Source organism: Microcystis sp. 0824 (assembly GCF_003112475.1).
Classification (GTDB): Bacteria; Cyanobacteriota; Cyanobacteriia; order Cyanobacteriales; family Microcystaceae; genus Microcystis; species Microcystis aeruginosa_C.
The window spans coordinates 56,759-74,387 of the sequence record NZ_BDSM01000003.1; the positions used below are offsets into that span (position 1 = coordinate 56,759).

Here is a 17,629-nt window from a genome sequence, read left to right on the forward strand (position 1 = left end):
TGTCTCACAGACAGCAGCGATCGGGAAAGTCAGCCGGGGTTTTTTTGAGTTGGTCGAGGGTAAATGATAAATAATCATTATGACTATCCGGTTCTGTGCCAAAACTAGATATTATTTCCTTGGTCAATATTCTTTTCTATTCCTTGTCCTACTGTCTCTTAACCCTATCTAAGTTTTACTGGCAATTATTCGAGAGTCATTCTCTAACAATTATCTCAAATATAAGCAAATCTTGCCGATACAAAAGACCATGAAAATTAAGTCTATAAAGCTTGTTAATTATCGAGGTGTAGTCAGTTTAAACATCGACTTTCATCGGCAATTAAACGTATTTATAGGAGTTAATGGTGCGGGAAAATCTACCATTTTAGACAGTTTGGCTATTATGCTTTCATGGTTAGTTAATCGCCTAAAAAATACTAATGCCAGTGGACAACAGATTAGCAAAACTGAGATTAATAATGGTCAGGGGACGGCTATAATTGAAATCACTGGGGTGACGGAAGATAGTCAAGAGATTACTTGGAAAATAGTAAAAACTAGGACTGGATATATCCACGCTGGAGAACGGAGTAATTTTAGCCAATTAAATGAATACACTCAACAAATACAACAACGACAAATTACTGAACATCAAGGACAAATTAACCTACCTTTATTTGTTTATTATTCTGTTAATCGAGCAGTGCTGGATATACCCTTAAAAATTAAAACAAAACATCAATTTGAATCTCTAAGTGCCTACGAAAATGCTTTAACCAGTGGATCAGATTTTCGCACTTTTTTTGAATGGTTTCGCGAGCGCGAAGATTTAGAAAATGAAAATAGAAAATATCAGGATTATCTAATTAAACCAGAAGGTTTTTGTTTTCCTGATCCCCAATTGGAAGCGGTTCGGGAAACGATCGAACGTTTTCTACCCGATTTTAGTAATCTTAGCGTCCGTCGTAATCCCTTGAGAATGGAAGTAACAAAAAAGAATAAAATAGTTACTGTTAATCAACTTTCTGATGGAGAAAAATGTCTGATTGCTATGCTGGGAGATTTAGCTCGAAGAATGGCGATTGCTAATCCTCAAAATCCTTATCCCTTAACGGGTACTGGCGTTATTATCATTGACGAAATTGATTTACATTTACATCCTCAATGGCAAAGATTTGTAGTACCTAAATTACTAGAAGTTTTTCCTAACTGTCAATTTTTTATTTCCACCCATTCTCCTAATATTATCACTCATGTTCAACCAGAAAGTTTACACTTCATGGAACAAACAGAAATGGGAATAAAAGTTCATCCCGTGCAGGAGTCCTACGGCAAAAATGTTGATCGAATTTTAGAAGATTTGATGGGATTAGAGACAACTCGTCCCAAGGAAATCGCTGAAGCTTTGAAAGATATCTATGAACAAATTTCTCAAAATCAATTAGAGGCAGCTAAAAATAAAATCAATGATCTCAGAGCTAAAATTCAAGATGATCCAGAATTAATTAAAGCTGAAGTTATTATTCGACGCAAGGAAATTATCGGAAAATGAAGTATATTAGAAAAATACAAGAACCACCAGAGTTTAAGAATTGGAAAGAGCAAGCTAACTCAGATTGGCAGCCCTACTTTAGAAATTTAGCGGGAAAACCAAAAGAAATACTAATTAAAGCTTTGATGACAGAACAGGGGGAAATATGTTGTTATTGTGAAAGTCGATTGATTGATGGTAAATGGCATATAGAACATTTTAAACCTCAGAGTGATCCCAGTGTTGATCCCCTAGATTATGCCAATTTGCTATGTTCCTGTCAGGCAAATCTTAAGCCTGGTGAACCTCGGCACTGTGGTAATCTAAAAGATAACTGGTTTGATGAAAATCTCTTAATCTCTCCACTTAATCCCGATTGTGAGTCCCACTTTGCCTTTAACTATGATGGTACAATTAAACCTGCACAAGAAGATGATCAAAAAGCAATTAATACTATCGAAAAGTTGGGATTAAACCTCAATAAAATCAACGACTTTCGTCAGAAAGCCATCAAACCTTTTTTGGATGAGGAGATAGATAATGCTCAATTAAAAGTTTTTGTCAATGGATATTTATGCTTAGATGATCAACAAAGATACAATCCTTTCTGGACAACAATCAAATATTTGTTCAGCGATTTAATTGAATAATCTTTCCTTTACAAAAAGACAAGAATTTTTATAAAAGTTTGGATAAACAAGAAAAAATATAAAGTCTTATGAAGATTATTCAAGAATTATCTCAAAAGTCAACAATTGATGAGATTCTGGTCAGATAATTGGGGTGGAGGGGTGAATCAACCTGATCCGAAAAAGAGATTGTTGTCGAGAGTTGGAGAGAAAAGCAATGAATATCAAGGATACATTACACAATTTTGTCCAGTACCTAACAGAGGCTTTCGCTCGCATTTTTAGTCCCAACAGTGATGAATATCCCGATGTGGGGATGCAGCCTTTTGATTCTGAACCTTACCATGCTCCCAAGGGTAATTCTTAACTAAAAATGATGGGTAATTGCTTTGAGATAAAAGTTATGGGTAGGGATAATAACCCTACCTGATTTTATAGAAAAATAATTAATCCTCTGCTTGCCAATCGGGACAACTATCACTATCCCAACCGTAGGGATGGAAACCGCAGACGAGAAGATTACCTCCGTAGATATAACCGTGATAATTACGGCAACCGATACAAGCAGGATGGGTGTTAGGATCGGGGTTAACCTTAGGAGTGAGGGTAAAATCCGAGGGTTCATCTGATTCCGAAAAGGGGTATTCATCGAGGTTAAAAAATTCTTCTAATTCCTGGGGTAAAACCTCTTGAATAAACTGTTCCAGATCGATGATAATCTCCTCATTAATTTCTTCGATAGTTTGGGCTACTTCTTGGAAAAAAGTTTCAATTCCCAGGGCGACAGTTTCGATCACTTCCCAAAAATCTTTCTGCCAATCGTCCATGTTTATACTTGCATCCCTTGTCTGGTAATAATTAATTATTTGCCGCTAAAATCTAGGTTTTAATCCTGTTGCAGTTTCCGTAATTCTTCCTGAAGACGTTCCACCTTTTGCCGCAATTCATCTACTTTTGGATTGGCTGCCTTGGTGTCCTCCTCATCTTCAATAATTTCTATCCGTCGGGGTTCATGGGGAATATTAGATTCGTTACCTTCTACGGTTTGCTGTTGTGCCTGTTTCACCCACTCATCGACGTATTTGCGCGCTTCTTCCGCGTTTATTTCGCCGCGAGCAATCATCTCATCGGCTAATTTTTGGGCTTGATTTCTTAATTCTTGTAAATTTACTTCAGCTTTTTCGGCGGCATAAGCGGCAATGCCTACACCCAAATAAACTGCTTTTTTGACTAAATCACCTAAGTTGACCATAGCAAAAATCCTGAATTGATCGCTCTTACTTCCTAGAATAAACGATCCTTCTCCCAAATGGAGGCGGGTTTTGGGAGTGAGTGAACAGTGAACAGTAATCGGTGAACGCTTGCACCTCTATCCAAGAGAGCCATGAGTGAACTGAACTGAAAACTGATGAGGTAAAGTTTTGTAAAGAGATGCGGTGGTGGCGACAGCAAAATTGATCCCTATAAAGATGAAATTTTAGTCAAATTGCTGGTTTTTCGCCCTCAAAACGACGATAGAGCCTCATTAGGTCATTTTTAACCTAAATAGTGTGATTAAGCTCAAAATGACTAAATATTGCCGATAGCTGCCAGCAGCCCGCAGCCGGCTGAATTGATTTGTGTTCATCCTAACCAAAGATTTAAACTAAAGAATCGAGACCAGATTCCCGATTTAATCACAAAAAACTATGTTTCCTATTCATCGCCCCCGTCGTCTGCGTCAAACCCCTCAAATGCGCCGTCTGGTGAGTGAAACCGTCTTGACAGCCAATGACTTTATCTATCCCCTTTTCGCCACGACGGGGGAAGGTATCGCCCAGGAAGTGAAATCGATGCCGGGGGTGTACCAATTATCAATCGATAAAATTGTTGACGAAGCCAAGGAAGTGCGTGATTTAGGAATCCCAGCGATTATTTTATTCGGGCTGCCAGAAAGTAAAGACACAGAGGCGACGGGAGCATGGCACAATCATGGTATTGTCCAAAAAGCGGCCACAGCAATTAAAGAGGCAGTTCCCGATCTACTCATTGTCGCCGATACTTGTTTGTGTGAATATACCAACCACGGTCATTGTGGTTATCTGCAAACGGGAGATTTAACCGGCAGGGTGTTAAACGATCCTACTCTGGAATTATTGCAAAAAACCGCCGTTTCTCAGGTAAAAGCGGGAGTGGATATCATTGCACCTTCGGGAATGATGGATGGTTTTGTCCAGGCAATTCGTCAAGGATTGGATGAGGCTGGTTATAGTGATACACCAATTCTTTCCTATACGGCTAAATATGCCTCTGCCTATTATGGTCCGTTTCGGGATGCGGCGGATTCTACCCCCCAATTCGGCGATCGCAGAACCTACCAAATGGATCCGGGTAATGCCAGAGAAGCCTTAAAAGAGGTGGAATTAGACGTATTAGAGGGAGCAGATATGTTAATGGTAAAACCTGCCCTGTCTTACATGGATATTATCTGGAGAATCAAGGAAATGACTAATTTACCCGTGGCTGCCTACAATGTATCGGGGGAATATTCAATGATTAAAGCGGCGGCGTTAAATGGCTGGATTGACGAAAAACGGGTGACTTTAGAGACTTTAACCAGCTTTAAACGGGCCGGTGCCGATATTATCTTAACCTACCACGCTAAGGATGCCGTGCGCTGGTTAGCAGAGGGTTAAACTTGTTGATTGAACCCACCATGCTGATTATCGGTTAAACGGCGAAGCATCGGACCTACCATGACAATATAAACGACTCTCTCATGATTCCCTGGCAATTCCTCATAATTCCCACATAATCCTCTAGATTTATGCAACCCAGACCAAGTTCTCTCTATTATCCATCGCCGGGCTGCATTGGTGATGGTGAGATAGGAAGTTTTCCTTTTGGGTGGCCAGTCGTCAATAGCAACTTAGGTTATACTTCATCTTGAGGAGAAACGCTGTAATTATATTCTTTTGCCGCTTGTACTAAGGATAAAAGTTGTCCGGTTTGATCGGTTCCCGATACTCCTAAATCACTGTGACAGAGGATAACTTTTTCGCTTACCCTTGCTAATAAATCCCTTAAAACTCTCTGTAAACGGGCCTGATTTTCCTCTAATTCTGCTTCTGTTGTCCAGCGTTGATAGGGACTTTCTCGCCAAAAAATTGGCGCGGCAAAAAGAGTAGCAGCACCTCCTTGTTCCCAGAGTGGAGAGGAACAATCTAGCCAAAAATGCCAACGATGACTAGAACGAAAAGAACGATATTGAAAGATATTGCCTAGGGTAACTGCTGAGGAAGATTTAATAAATTGTCGCACAGGATAGGGATTAGCGGTAATTGTACCACGGCGCAAAAGTTGGATAAATTGATTAATAGTTTCGCTGGGACTTTGAAAAGAGGGTTCACTCTCACGCAAACGGCGATCGATCTCCCAAAAATGTTGGGCAGTTTCCATTAATTCTCGCAAAGCTGCCAAGTGATCGAAGGGCAAATTTTCCCCATCGTTTAATAATTGTTCGATCGCTTGATTTAAGACAAAAATCGGGAAAAGTTTCGCTTCTTGCTGCCGTTTTTTCATCCCTTCGATCCAGTGACAAATTCTTTCGTAGGCAGTACAAGCTTTTTGTCCTAAGCGATCCCAACGGGGAAAAGTTTTGATCGCTAATAAACGAGGATTTTCTGGATGCACTTGATAACAATGATCGGCAATTAATCCGGCGCGAACTGGATCGATATCGGGAATTAAATTTTGTTCTTCATCCCAGCGATAACGGCTAAAAATCACCAGCATTTCCGCTAGGGCCTCTTGGGGGGCTAAACGCCCCAAATTTGGGTAAACAAGGGCGAGAAGGGTCAATAATGCCCGAATCAGAGGACAACTGATCAGGGGTCGTTGTTCGTTCAGGGGTTGAACGGCTATCCCGGCACCGGTTAAAATTTCCATCAGGCTATAACGGGCGATTTCGTCTAAACCGGGAGCAATAACGGCGATTTCTTCGGGTTTTACTGCTCCTTGCTTGACTGCTTGAATAATAGCTGTGGCTGTCTTCCGTAACAATTCAGCGCGAGAGGTGGTTTGCAGGGAGATGAATTGATCGGGAAGATTGCCACGATAGTCACCGTCGCTAATTAGGGAGAGAACCGTCTCGCTAAACTGAGCAGCTAACCCGTTAGTGGTAGATAATGGCATAGTTTGACAGCGTGCCGCTAATTTTTGTAGATAATCGGGATCGGCAGTTAATCCTAAGCGAATTTTTCCCTGGGGATTGTAGGTAAAAACGCTAAAACAATCGTGATCGAGGAAAAAACTGAGTAAATCCTTGGCAATAGCCGGATAATCGTCCACATCGTCTGCAAAAACTCCCCGGAAGCGTTTTAATAGTTGCTGTTGATAACGACTATCAGGGAATAAATAGCGCCAATAGAGTTCGTAGATGATACCATAACTTAATAAACCACGTTCTAGAGACCAATCACGCCATTGAATGATTAATTCTCCCACTTTTTCTGGTGTTTCCTGCTCATTAATCGCTAAAACTCGTTTTAGATCTGTTTCTGATAATCCGTCGGCTAATTTTTGCGGGATTGTTTCTGCGGGAACACCACTAGCGCCGGCTAATTGTAACAGATCGAGAACTTGACGGACGAAACGATATTCATTTATGCTAGTAAGCTGGAAGAATTTAGCGATCGCTGGTTGCCAGAGACGGGTGGCGAGTTCCTGCTCCGTTTCTGGGCGTAATCGGCGGGGAAATTGGGCTTTTAGCCCCAAAAACTCGAAAATTAACGGCCAAAACAGGATGACTTCATCGGTGAGAAAACCTAAAGGGGTTTTGCAGAGAATCGGATGGCTACCCTTAACAGCAAGGGCTAATCGATCGGCTAATTCCCCTTTATTATCATCGTTGGCAGCGAAAACTAAGATCGATCGAGGAAGGGGGGATGATTTTGAGCGATCGCGAGACACCCAGCGCTGAAATTCCCTGACTAAAGCGGTGGTTTTTCCTGATCGCGTGCCACCTTCGATCCAAATTGGTATGATTGACATCGTTTTTTCTCAATTGTATTTGTTAAGATGACTGATCGGTACTCTAGCTTTTTCCTTGTGGAAGTAATTGTTTTCTATGAATCTTAATCGGATTTTGCAAGGTGTTAATCAATGGTTATTACAAACTCCTGAACGTTCTTTAGATGAGGCGTATCATGCAGCTTTGAAGATTAAGGAGATAGAAGACAAGCATTTTCAAGGGCGAAAAGTGGCGAATGGGTTCTCGAATTATGGCAGCAGCACTAATTCCTATTTTATCTCAGAAGTTAAAGGTTATCTGCAAAAAATTAAAGTCAGATTGACGGAGTTTAAAGCTAGTCGCTCGATCGTTAATACCTTTGGACCAAATCAACCGACAATTAATAATGGGGTGATTACTGTCACCACAGATGTTTGTCTGAAAAAACTTCAGTTTATTGATAGTATTATCGGAAAATATCAAGGTAACTATTGGCAAGAAGATCTTGAAGATGTTCCCAAAAGTCTCCAGAACAGAAATTTTGAGCAGGAAACAGCGAAAAACAAGACTTCTAGAAATCGCTCTTTTTTAGCGGCTGGTAGTCCTGAAGAGGAGGAAATAATCAAAAGTAATAAATCCCAAAAAGCTACGGAAAAACCGGGGGTTTTACCCCGTTCTTTTGTCAATACTTTTAATCGCATTAAACAGGAAATCGATCCGCAAGCGGAGGAATCGGAGGAGGCAGTTTTAAAGAAATTTCGCAATTCTCGTTATAAAACAGCCATTTCCCTCAAGTTTATTTTACTGTTAATTATTGTTCCTTTATTAACCCAGCAATTAACCAAAACTTTTCTGATTACCCCCTTGGTTAATAAATATTTCCAACAACAGGAACAGTTTATTTTTATCAATCAGGATTTAGAAGAAGAGGCTTTTTCGGAATTGAGAAGATTTGAGGAAGCTTTACATTTTCGAGGTATGATTGGTTTAGCCCCTAAATTATCTAAGGAAGAAATCGAGGGAGAAATTACTAAAAAAGCGGCGGTACTAAGTGAAGAATTTCGCCAACGAGGTTTAAATGCGATCTCCAATATTTTCGCCGATATTTGTTCCCTGATTGCCTTTGGTTTTGTTGTTGCTTTTAGTCGTCGAGAAATCGAGATTGTCAAGTCTTTTCTCGATGGCATTCTCTATAATCTTAGCGATTCAGCTAAAGCTTTTTTAATTATTCTCTTTACCGATATATTTGTCGGTTTCCACTCTCCCCACGGTTGGGAAGTGATCCTAGAAGGGTTAAGTCGTCATTTCGGTTTACCAGAAAATCGCCAGTTTAATTTTCTCTTTATTGCCACTTTTCCCGTGATCTTGGATACAGTCTTAAAATATTGGATTTTCCGTTATCTCAATCGCATTTCTCCCTCGGCAGTGGCTACCTATCGTAATATGAATGAATAGGGTAAAATCGGGGAGAAACTTGTTAATTTACCCTTCTAATTTTGGGAGGATAATCTTGCTGCTGTCTCTTGTACTTTGGTAGATTCTAATTGCAAAGCAGTGGCAATCTGTTCTATACTTAAACCTAAAGCTAGTAAACCAGCGATCGCTTCAGTTTTAGCTTCCTCGCGTCCTTCTTCACGACCTTCTTGTTTAGCTTCTTGATAAAGTCGAGTCTGTCTGAGATCATCTAATCCGAACATAGCTTCTAACTCCGTGCGACTAAGATTAGTAAATTTATAGGCTAAGGTTCTTTCAATTAATTCTATAACTTTTTGCTGGAAAACTAGATCATCAATTTGAGCGATCGCTTTTTCTAAAAGTGGTTTTCCTCGTTGCTGTGCTAATTGGGGTGTAGCGACAATTAACTGAATAATTCCTAAACCCAGAGACGGATCTGGACTATCGATTAATTCATCTAAATAAATACGTCTGATCTGTCCCGTTATCTCAAATCCCCGCAGTTGATAGGGAAAGTTATTATCCAGATCCCTGGAGGCAAATAAAGCGACAGCCATCCAATCCTGAACGGGTTTATACTGATTGAGATAGATGACAATTTCTGTTAAAAATCGCCAATAAAAATCACTTTTATCCTGAAATTGCACTTCAACAAAGTAAATAATTAGTTCCGGTGCTGCTGTGGTCGGTAAAAAAATACCGTCAAAACGACGCGCTAATTCTTTGATTTCTCGGGAGGAGAATTGATAATTTTTAGCTTTCTGGGTTGATTCTCCCAGTAATTCAAAAATTAACCCCGGAAAAGTTTGCAATAGTTGATAAAAAATTGTATCGGTCTTCACAAGCTTAAAAAAATCGAGATATTTACTAACAATTATTTACAAATCATCCAACAAGAGCGTAACTAACACCTTATCGACGCGATTACCGTCCATATCCACCACTTCCAAACGCAACCTTTGCCATTCAAAATGATCGGCAGCCCCCGGAATCCTACCAAGATGGGTAATAATAAAACCCCCTAGAGTGTGATAATTCCCCTGTTTTTCCCCCGGTAATTCACTGATTTCAAATAATTCTTTAAAATCTTCGATCGCCACTGTGCCATCGATCAACCAAGAACCATCTTCCCGCTGCACGATCTGAGCATCTTCAATATTATCTAATTGGGGTAAATCGCCGACAATTGCCTCTAAAATATCCTTGCGCGTCACCAATCCTTGAATCACCCCGTACTCATCCACTACCAAGGCAATATGATGACCACTTTGCTGCACCAATTCTAAAACCTTTAAACCCCTAGTGCTTTCCGGCACAAAAAGCGGCTGTTGTAAATCCTTCGTCAGGTCGAAACTTTCACCGTTTAAACAATCCGCTAATAAGTCTGTGACTTCGATTACCCCCAAAACCTCATCTAAACTGCCCTGACAGACTGGAAAACGGTTATGATTGCTCTCAATTAGCTTCTGGCGGTTAATTTCGGCGCTATCTTCCAAATCTAGCCAAATAATATCTGGGCGCGTGGTCATAATCTGGCTTACTCTGCGATCGCCCAATCCTAACACCCTTTCCACCATATCCTGTTCTGCTTCCTCAAAGGTTCCCGCTTCGGTTCCCTGTTTAAGCATAATTTTCAATTCTTCTTCCGTAATGGGGGAATCATTATTATTACCGCTAATCCCCAACAAACTGAGAATCAGATTAGTCGATTGACTTAAAAGATGGACAATGGGCGAAACAATTTTTGATAACCTATTCAGAGGATCAGCAACGAGGATAGCGATTTTTTCAGGATTACTTAAACCTAACCGTTTCGGCACTAATTCCCCCACCACTAGGGATAGATAGGTAATAATTAACACCACTAATCCTAATCCCAAAGCTTGACTGTAGGGGGCTAAAACAGGAACTTGCGCCAATAATTGCGCCACACTGACCGATAAATTAGCTCCTCCGTAGGCCCCGGCAAAGATTCCCACTAGGGTAATACCAATCTGCACCGTTGATAAAATTTGATTGGGATCATTGGCCAATTTTAAGGCCACCGCCGCCCGTCGATCATCTCTGGCTAATTGTTCTAAACGGACTTTGCGGGCCGAGACAATGGCAATTTCCGAGAGAGCAAAGACTCCATTGAGGAGGATGAGGAAGAAGATAACAAGAATTTCGGTAGTCGCCGAGAACATGGTTAAAACTTACAGGTAAAGGGGCGGATAGTTGTTTGGATCATAGGGCGAGAATCGGTTAAGTTCAGTAAAGAATCATCTTGATTTTTAACGAGTTACGAAGGCTTGTGTCTGGAGGGAGGTACTCCCAGTATAAATGGGATAGGATCAAGTTCGCACTCTTAGCTCAGTTAACAGTGAACAGTCAAGAGTGACCTGTTGCCAGTAAAAAAAGTTGTCCCTGGGAGAGTGGGGACAAACCATCTCAATCTATTCGCCTGAAAAATTATGATCGCTACACCCGTATCATCGAAATCGAACCCTATCACGGAAATACGCCCCGGACTACCGACTATTTGCGGTTGGGAACAGGAAATCGCGGCGATTGTCAATCACGATGATCCGATCTTTTTACCGACAACAAATCTCAAATTAGACAATATTAAGGCTGGTTTTGCCTGTGCTTTGCATATGCACCAACCCACCATCCCGGCGGGTGTTAACGGTGAATTAATCTGCAATCTCCAGCATATGTTCGAGAATCAGGGGGATGGTGATAACCATAATGCCAGCGTTTTTGCCTGGTGTTACAGTCGCATGGGCGATTTTATCCCAGAATTGGTGGCGGAAGGCTGTAATCCCCGGATTATGCTCGATTATTCCGGCAATCTCCTCTGGGGTTTGGTACAGATGGGACGGCAGGATATCCTCGATAAACTCAAATTAATCACCTGTAACAGTCAATATCAACCCTATGTGGAATGGTTGGGGACGATGTGGAGTCATGCGGTGGCTCCTTCCACACCGATCCCCGATCTAAAATTACAGATGCAAGCGTGGCAAACCTATTTTGCCTCGATTTTTGGTCTGGATGCCCTAAAACGAGTCAAAGGGTTCTCTCCCCCGGAAATGCACCTTCCTAACCATCCTGATACCCTCTACGAGTATATTAAAGCTCTGAAAGAATGCGGCTATCGTTGGTTATTGGTACAGGAACACTCGGTGGAAAATCTCGACGGTTCGGGATTGAGTCAGGAACAAAAATATATTCCTAATCGCTTGGTGGCCCGCAATTCTCGCGGTGAAGTGATTGCGATTACTGCTTTGATTAAAACCCAGGGTTCCGACACCAAATTAGTTGCCCAAATGCAACCCTACCACGAGGCTAAATGCCGAGGTAAACAGCAAATCGGCGGCGTTTGGGTTCCTTCCCTAGGTTCCCAGATTGCCGACGGTGAAAATGGGGGCGTGATGATGAATGAATTTCCTCGCGATTTTCCCAATCCTTGGCGGGAAATGCAGGGGGGTTCCAGTGTGGCAGGATTTAACGGCACGGAATATCTGGAGTTAATCGAGGCTGCTGGCGTTAATCCCGAAGATTATCCGGCAATTCAAGCCGTACACCAGCATAAAATCTGGCAGCGAGTTAATCCGGATGCCGCTACCCCAGAAGCGGTAGAACAGGCGATCGCTGAGTTAAAACAGTCCGACCACCGTTTTAGCATGGATGGGGCATCTTGGACAAATGATCTCAGTTGGGTGCGCGGTTACGAAAATGTCCTCGAACCGATGAACCAATTAAGCGCTCAATTCCACGAGAAATATGATCCTTTAGTACAGGCGGATCCTAGTTTTACCCGACGACCGGATTATCTGGAGGCACTGCTTTATAATTTGCTTGTGCAAACCAGTTGTTTCCGTTATTGGGGCCAGGGTACTTGGACCGATTACGCCCGCACTTTATACGCAAGAGGCGCGGCCCTAACCCGCTAGGATAGTAAGGTATCTAGGGCGCAGATTCTGCGCCCTAGTAGCACAGATGTATTAAACTAAATCCTGTTTAAAAGGTATCGGGGAGCGGGGAGAAACAATCCATCTTCTTTACATTAATTTACGAACGTTCTCTTAACTGTTTTTTAGCTTACCAAACAGCCCCAAGGTGATTCTCCCCGTTGGCAACCCTAATCCCGCAACAATTAGAGGCAACACCGATGATGACTGGCGCTTCCCCTGCTTTCCACTCACCCGCCGATTCTTCCGGGGCAAAAGTGCAATGCCATGGACGAGTATTATGGCTAGGCATAGGTTGCATCCGTGGCACGGAGAAAGCGGTCATAGATAGGGCAATTAGGGCTGTTTTTCAGCGTTATCACCTCTCTTTAGCCGCTATTGCTGGTATCGCCACCCTTGACATCAAAGCTGATGAACGGGGTTTAATTGCCTACTGTCAGGAGAAAGGATTACCCCTAAAAACTTTTACTGCCGAGGAGTTGAGAGATATTAAGGTCCCCAATCCCTCAGCTATTGTCAACAAGCAAGGGGGAACCCCTAGCGTCGCCGAAGCTGCCGCTTTAAAAATGGGCGAGACTTTGCTAGTCAGCAAGCAAATAGAAGCCAAATCGGTGACGGTGGCGGTTTCTTTGGCAGCAAGGGAATAGAGAGGATACCAAATCGATGCTTAAACAGGTTTTATTTCTTAGTAATGGTCATGGCGAGGATTTAAATGCTAGTTTAATTGTGGGGGAATTACAAAAAATTCAGCCCCAATTATCTATAGCTGCTTTGCCTCTAGTGGGAGAGGGAAAAGCTTACCAAAAATTGCCAGTACCAATTATTGCCCCCACTGCCACTATGCCATCGGGGGGAATTATTTATACCAATCCTTTTAATTGGATTAAAGATATTGGCGCGGGATTAATTAGTCTAACTATTAAACAAATTCAGGCAGCTTTTAAAGTTAGCAAGAATTGTGATTTATTGATAGCAGTGGGGGATATTGTACCGATTGCGATCGCTCGTTTAACTGGTCGTCCTTTTCTGGCTTTTATTGTTTCTACTTCCAGTTATTACGAAGGCACAATTAAATTACCTTTACTCACAGAATTATGCTTAAGATCGAAGAATTGTTTAAGGGTTTTCACCAGAGATAAATATACAGCAACAGATTTACAAAATCGGGGTATTAAAAAAGCAATTTTTGCTGGTTATCCGATTATGGATGTCTTAACACCAACGGGTAAAGATTTAGAATTAGATAGTCAAATTCCCATGATTGCTTTATTAGCGGGGAGTCGTTTACCCGAAGCTTTGAGTAATTTAGCTTTACAGTTACAAGTCTGTGAGGAAATAGTTAAAATTAAACCGATGCAGTTTCGGGCTGCCATCGTTCCTAGTATCAGAGAAACCGACTTAGAAAATTTAGCTAAACAAGAGGGATGGCATTATTTAGGAGCGGGAAAATTAGAGAAAAATGGGGCTTTATTGTGCTGTTATCGTGATGCTTTTGCCGATATTCTACACCATTGTGACGCTTGTTTAGCCATGGCGGGAACAGCAGTAGAACAAGCGGTAGGATTAGGAAAACCAGTCCTACAAATACCCGGATTTGGTCCCCAATTTACCTACCCTTTTGCTGAGGCACAAATGCGCTTATTAGGGGAATCGGTGATAACTATTGGACAGAAACCCACGGAGGTAAATTTATTTAAAAATGCTGCGGTTAAAATTATCGATATTTTGGCAGATTCTCGGTATTTACACAGATGTTTAGAGAACGGCAAAATTAGAGTGGGAGAATCCGGAGGTAGCAGGAATATTGCCGAGGAAATTTATATAAACTTAGGGTGTTAGGGCAGCGTAATCCAGCTTAAAATTAGCTCAATTACCTTCTAATTAAACATCGTCATTTTCCTGAACGGATAAAAACTCAGCCACCGCTTGATTAAAAGTTTCAGGTTCCCCTAAAAATGCCCAATGATTACCCGGTATCTTTTTAATTTCTAGAGACTTTAAATACTTTTTATAGGATTGAATTTGCCAAGCAGTGCGATTTAATCCCTGTTGGGGAAGGATCAATAAACTGGGAATATCTAAAGTTTTAGTTAATCCAGCAAACCCCATGACATCCTCAAAAATTTCCCCGCGTGCCGATAAAGTAAATTTACTGCTCCAACTGCCATCAGCTTTTTGTTCGATGGCATTTTTAAACACCTCTTCCTGTAAATTTGACCAACCTTTATATTGTTTTAATTGACGAGCGATCGCTTCTATGCTCTGATAACTATCAAAGGAACGAGTAATCTTTAAAAAGGGCAAAACTTGATAGAGAATTGGAAAAGTTATCCTAATCCAACTAGGCATTTTATCGATAAAAAAGGGATCGACTAAAATTAAACTCTTAAATACTTCCGGCTGTTGAGTTGCCCAAATTGCCGCTATTTTAGCACTCCAAGAATGACCTAAAATATGTGCTTGCGTCCAACCTAAATGATTAATTAAAGCCCTTAAATCGCCGATATAATCCTGAAAGTGATAACCCGTTGCCGGTTTACCGCTTTCCCCATGTCCCCGCAAATCTGGGGCAATAACTTGATAATTTGAGCTTAAATAATCGCCCAAGCTTGACCAAACCAAAGCATGATCCGCCATGCCGTGCAATAATAATAGAGGCATACCTCGATCGCTCCATTGTAAATAGGAAATTGCCATCGAGTTATTGGTAAAAGTCCGGCGTTGTGGCATAAATTCTCGGCTGATTTTTACTCTATAATTTAAATATCACTTAATAAAACTTCATACAATGGCGCTACAATCTCCGATCACTGCGACTAGCTTAGAGCAATTGTCTTGGACATGGCAAGGTCACACCATCCCCTACACCGTGCGGGGAGAAGGACAACCCCTAGTCTTAATTCACGGTTTTGGGGCATCTATCGGTCATTGGCGCAAAAATATCCCCGTTTTAGCGGAAAATGGCTATCAAGTCTATGCCCTAGATCTTTTGGGATTTGGGGGTGCGGATAAGCCCGCTTTAGATTATAGTCTCAACCTTTGGCAGCGGCAAATAAAAGACTTTTGGCGGGAAAAAATCGCAAAACCGACGGTATTTATCGGTAATTCCATCGGGGGACTGATTACCTTAATGCTGATGGCAGAATCTCCCGAAATCACTGCCGGAGGCGTAATTATCAACTGTGCCGGGGGATTAAACCATCGTCCCGAAGAATTAAATTTCCCTTTGCGTTTAATCATGGCTGCCTTTACTGGTTTAGTTAGTTCTCCCGTGACAGGAAAGTTTATTTTTGAACAGGTAAGACAGAAAAATCGCATCCGGAACACCTTAAAACAAGTTTATCGCGACCATACCGCGATTACCGAGGAATTAGTCGAAATTCTCTATCAACCCTCCTGTGATGCGGGTGCGTGGGGAGTGTTTGCATCGGTGTTGACAGCCCCCCCCGGACCATCTCCCCAGGAATTATTACCGCCAATCGATCGCCCTTTATTGGTACTCTGGGGAGAGGATGACCCTTGGACACCGATCGCCGGTTCGGTAATTTACCAAGAAAGAGCTAAAATGGGAGATAATACCCAATTTTATCCGATTGCCAAAGCTGGTCACTGTCCCCACGATGAACATCCCGAAAAAGTTAATCAATTAATTTTGAGTTGGCTGTCGGAAATGGGGATTTAGCCAGTTATCGAAGATTTTAGCGATTAATAGTTACTGGAGAAATCTGCCAATCGGGGCGAAGATTTTTCGCCCCCCGGAGATAGACGTGCTGCATTTCCCCTTGTAGTTTGGGAGTATTAACGTGGAGAATTACGCGAATACACTTGTCCAGACTACCAGCGACCTGCATCTGTTGCACATCGAGGAGGGGGACATTTTGCCAATGGGGACGTTCGCGAGCGATAGCAGCGGGGAAAATCACGTCTAAATCCTGAGTTGCCGTAAAGATAACACTAACAATATCATCGGGGTCGAGACTATTGTGGATTTCGATCGCTTCGAGGAGTTCTGTTACTGCTTCTCGTATAGCTTCAATAGTATTAACCGTTACTGTCGTCGCTCCCCGAATGGCTCGAACCTTCCACTGCACGATTGTCATCCTCCGCTAATCCTGATGAGTCAATTTTAGGGGTTAACGCGCCCTTTTTCTCGACTTTAATCTGGTCATCAGGGTCGGTATAACCACAATAGTTGTCCGTTAACTTCCAATTCAAATTCTAGACGCTGTAGGGTTTTTTCTAATCCTGGGGGTATTTGGGAACGATTGCCCGTCAGACGACTGAGCAGGGGTTTCGGTTCTTCGATAGTCTGACATTTAGTTTTATCTGGGGGTAATCCTGCCAATTCTAGCGCCCAAAGTCGGGCATCTTCCTCGGTTCCCAGGCGATCAACCACTCCTAATTCTAACGCCTGTTGACCGGTAAAAATGCGCCCATCGGCAAAACTTTTCACCTGATTGACATCTAAATTTCTGGCTCCGGCGACGGTTTGCAGAAATTGCTGATAACTGGTATCGATCATATCCTGGAGAATTCTTTCTTCTTCATCAGTTAATTCTCGATCGAAGGAGAGAATATCTTTATAAGGGCCCGATTTAATCACTTTAAACGAAACTCCCACCTTATCCAACAATCTTTCCAGATTGTTCCCTCTCAGGATAACACCGATCGAGCCGGTAATCGTGCCGGGGTTGGCCATAATATAATTAGCCCCCATACCGATATAAACGCCGCCAGAGGCGGAAATATTGCCAAAACTAGCGATTATTTTCGTGGTTTTTTGTAAGCGCTTCAATGCTTCATAAATTTCTTGGGAATCCCCCACGGTTCCCCCGGGGGAGTCAATGCGGAGAAGTAGGGCGGGATATTGCTTTTCTTTGACGATTTCTAGGGCTTTTAAGACCCTTTTGCGGGTATCGGAGGCAATTGCACCTGTAATTTCTATTCGAGCGATTTGTTTGCGGGTTTTCGGTTTAAAAGGCCAGACCATCAGGTTTAAATATCTCTCAAAAAAGGACTCTTTCTAATCTAACGCTTTGATCGTTCTAGGTTAAGCAGACATTATATTTCAGAATTTAAGGACAAA

Annotated in this window: 17 protein-coding genes; 9 read left to right on the forward strand and 8 right to left on the reverse strand. The window is 42.0% G+C overall.

Annotated features, from left to right (window positions below; genetic code table 11):
* Positions 1-250 precede the first annotated feature (250 nt).
* The 3 genes from N0824_RS00840 to N0824_RS00850 all read left to right on the forward strand — a co-directional run bounded on the left by N0824_RS00840 (position 251) and on the right by N0824_RS00850 (position 2,509).
* Complete coding sequence (locus N0824_RS00840; protein WP_108935340.1) at positions 251-1,534, forward strand: AAA family ATPase; 1,284 nt, start codon at positions 251-253, stop codon at positions 1,532-1,534.
* Positions 1,531-2,163, forward strand: a complete 633-nt coding sequence (locus N0824_RS00845; RefSeq protein WP_108935341.1) for a retron system putative HNH endonuclease — start codon at positions 1,531-1,533, stop codon at positions 2,161-2,163. The genes N0824_RS00840 and N0824_RS00845 overlap by 4 nt, the downstream gene beginning before the upstream one ends.
* 196 nt (positions 2,164-2,359) lie before the next feature.
* Positions 2,360-2,509, forward strand: a complete 150-nt coding sequence (locus tag N0824_RS00850; RefSeq protein WP_108935342.1) for an isochorismate synthase — start codon at positions 2,360-2,362, stop codon at positions 2,507-2,509.
* Between the two features lie 79 nt (positions 2,510-2,588).
* Here the strand turns inward: N0824_RS00850 and N0824_RS00855 are convergent, their stop codons facing one another.
* Both N0824_RS00855 and N0824_RS00860 read right to left on the reverse strand, forming a co-directional pair.
* A complete protein-coding gene (locus tag N0824_RS00855) occupies positions 2,589-2,969 on the reverse strand; it encodes a hypothetical protein (RefSeq protein ID WP_066029793.1) in 381 nt (126 codons plus the stop codon).
* 59 nt (positions 2,970-3,028) lie between these two features.
* Positions 3,029-3,394, reverse strand: coding sequence for a phasin family protein (locus N0824_RS00860; protein WP_002779946.1), 366 nt, complete (start codon positions 3,392-3,394; stop codon positions 3,029-3,031).
* Positions 3,395-3,830: 436 nt separating this feature from the next.
* Between N0824_RS00860 and hemB the strand changes: the two genes are divergently transcribed.
* Positions 3,831-4,817: a porphobilinogen synthase gene (gene hemB, locus N0824_RS00865; protein ID WP_108935343.1), complete on the forward strand. Its 987-nt coding sequence runs from the start codon at positions 3,831-3,833 to the stop codon at positions 4,815-4,817.
* 238 nt (positions 4,818-5,055) lie between these two features.
* On the opposite strand, the gene N0824_RS00875 is transcribed toward hemB, so the two are convergent.
* A complete protein-coding gene (locus N0824_RS00875; RefSeq protein ID WP_108935344.1) occupies positions 5,056-7,173 on the reverse strand; it encodes a hypothetical protein in 2,118 nt (705 codons plus the stop codon).
* A 76-nt stretch (positions 7,174-7,249) separates the two neighbouring features.
* Between N0824_RS00875 and N0824_RS00880 the strand changes: the two genes are divergently transcribed.
* On the forward strand, positions 7,250-8,587 hold the full coding sequence (locus N0824_RS00880) for a proton extrusion protein PcxA (RefSeq protein ID WP_108935345.1): 1,338 nt from the start codon (positions 7,250-7,252) through the stop codon (positions 8,585-8,587).
* Positions 8,588-8,622: 35 nt separating this feature from the next.
* On the opposite strand, the gene N0824_RS00885 is transcribed toward N0824_RS00880, so the two are convergent.
* On the reverse strand, positions 8,623-9,429 hold the full coding sequence (locus N0824_RS00885; RefSeq protein WP_108935346.1) for an Rpn family recombination-promoting nuclease/putative transposase: 807 nt from the start codon (positions 9,427-9,429) through the stop codon (positions 8,623-8,625).
* Between the two features lie 36 nt (positions 9,430-9,465).
* On the reverse strand, positions 9,466-10,773 hold the full coding sequence (locus tag N0824_RS00890; protein ID WP_108935347.1) for a hemolysin family protein: 1,308 nt from the start codon (positions 10,771-10,773) through the stop codon (positions 9,466-9,468).
* A gap of 267 nt (positions 10,774-11,040) precedes the next feature.
* Between N0824_RS00890 and N0824_RS00895 the strand changes: the two genes are divergently transcribed.
* The 3 genes from N0824_RS00895 (at position 11,041) to N0824_RS00905 (ending at position 14,382) form a co-directional block, all read left to right on the forward strand.
* Complete coding sequence (locus N0824_RS00895) at positions 11,041-12,525, forward strand: glycosyl hydrolase family 57 (RefSeq protein WP_108935348.1); 1,485 nt, start codon at positions 11,041-11,043, stop codon at positions 12,523-12,525.
* Between the two features lie 221 nt (positions 12,526-12,746).
* The gene (locus N0824_RS00900) at positions 12,747-13,190 is read left to right on the forward strand and encodes a cobalamin biosynthesis protein (protein WP_108935349.1); all 444 of its coding nucleotides are present in this window, start codon (positions 12,747-12,749) and stop codon (positions 13,188-13,190) included.
* 16 nt (positions 13,191-13,206) lie between these two features.
* Positions 13,207-14,382, forward strand: coding sequence for a lipid-A-disaccharide synthase-related protein (locus tag N0824_RS00905; protein ID WP_108935350.1), 1,176 nt, complete (start codon positions 13,207-13,209; stop codon positions 14,380-14,382).
* A gap of 42 nt (positions 14,383-14,424) precedes the next feature.
* Here the strand turns inward: N0824_RS00905 and N0824_RS00910 are convergent, their stop codons facing one another.
* Complete coding sequence (locus N0824_RS00910) at positions 14,425-15,273, reverse strand: alpha/beta fold hydrolase (protein WP_108935351.1); 849 nt, start codon at positions 15,271-15,273, stop codon at positions 14,425-14,427.
* 58 nt (positions 15,274-15,331) lie between these two features.
* Between N0824_RS00910 and N0824_RS00915 the strand changes: the two genes are divergently transcribed.
* On the forward strand, positions 15,332-16,225 hold the full coding sequence (locus tag N0824_RS00915) for an alpha/beta fold hydrolase (RefSeq protein WP_108935352.1): 894 nt from the start codon (positions 15,332-15,334) through the stop codon (positions 16,223-16,225).
* A 16-nt stretch (positions 16,226-16,241) separates the two neighbouring features.
* Here N0824_RS00915 and aroH read toward each other — a convergent pair whose 3' ends face one another.
* Together aroH and sppA are read right to left on the reverse strand one after the other, a co-directional pair.
* The gene (gene aroH, locus N0824_RS00920) at positions 16,242-16,643 is read right to left on the reverse strand and encodes a chorismate mutase (protein WP_066029804.1); all 402 of its coding nucleotides are present in this window, start codon (positions 16,641-16,643) and stop codon (positions 16,242-16,244) included.
* A 68-nt stretch (positions 16,644-16,711) separates the two neighbouring features.
* On the reverse strand, positions 16,712-17,533 hold the full coding sequence (sppA, locus tag N0824_RS00925; protein WP_108935353.1) for a signal peptide peptidase SppA: 822 nt from the start codon (positions 17,531-17,533) through the stop codon (positions 16,712-16,714).
* Between the last annotated feature and the right edge of the window lie 96 nt (positions 17,534-17,629).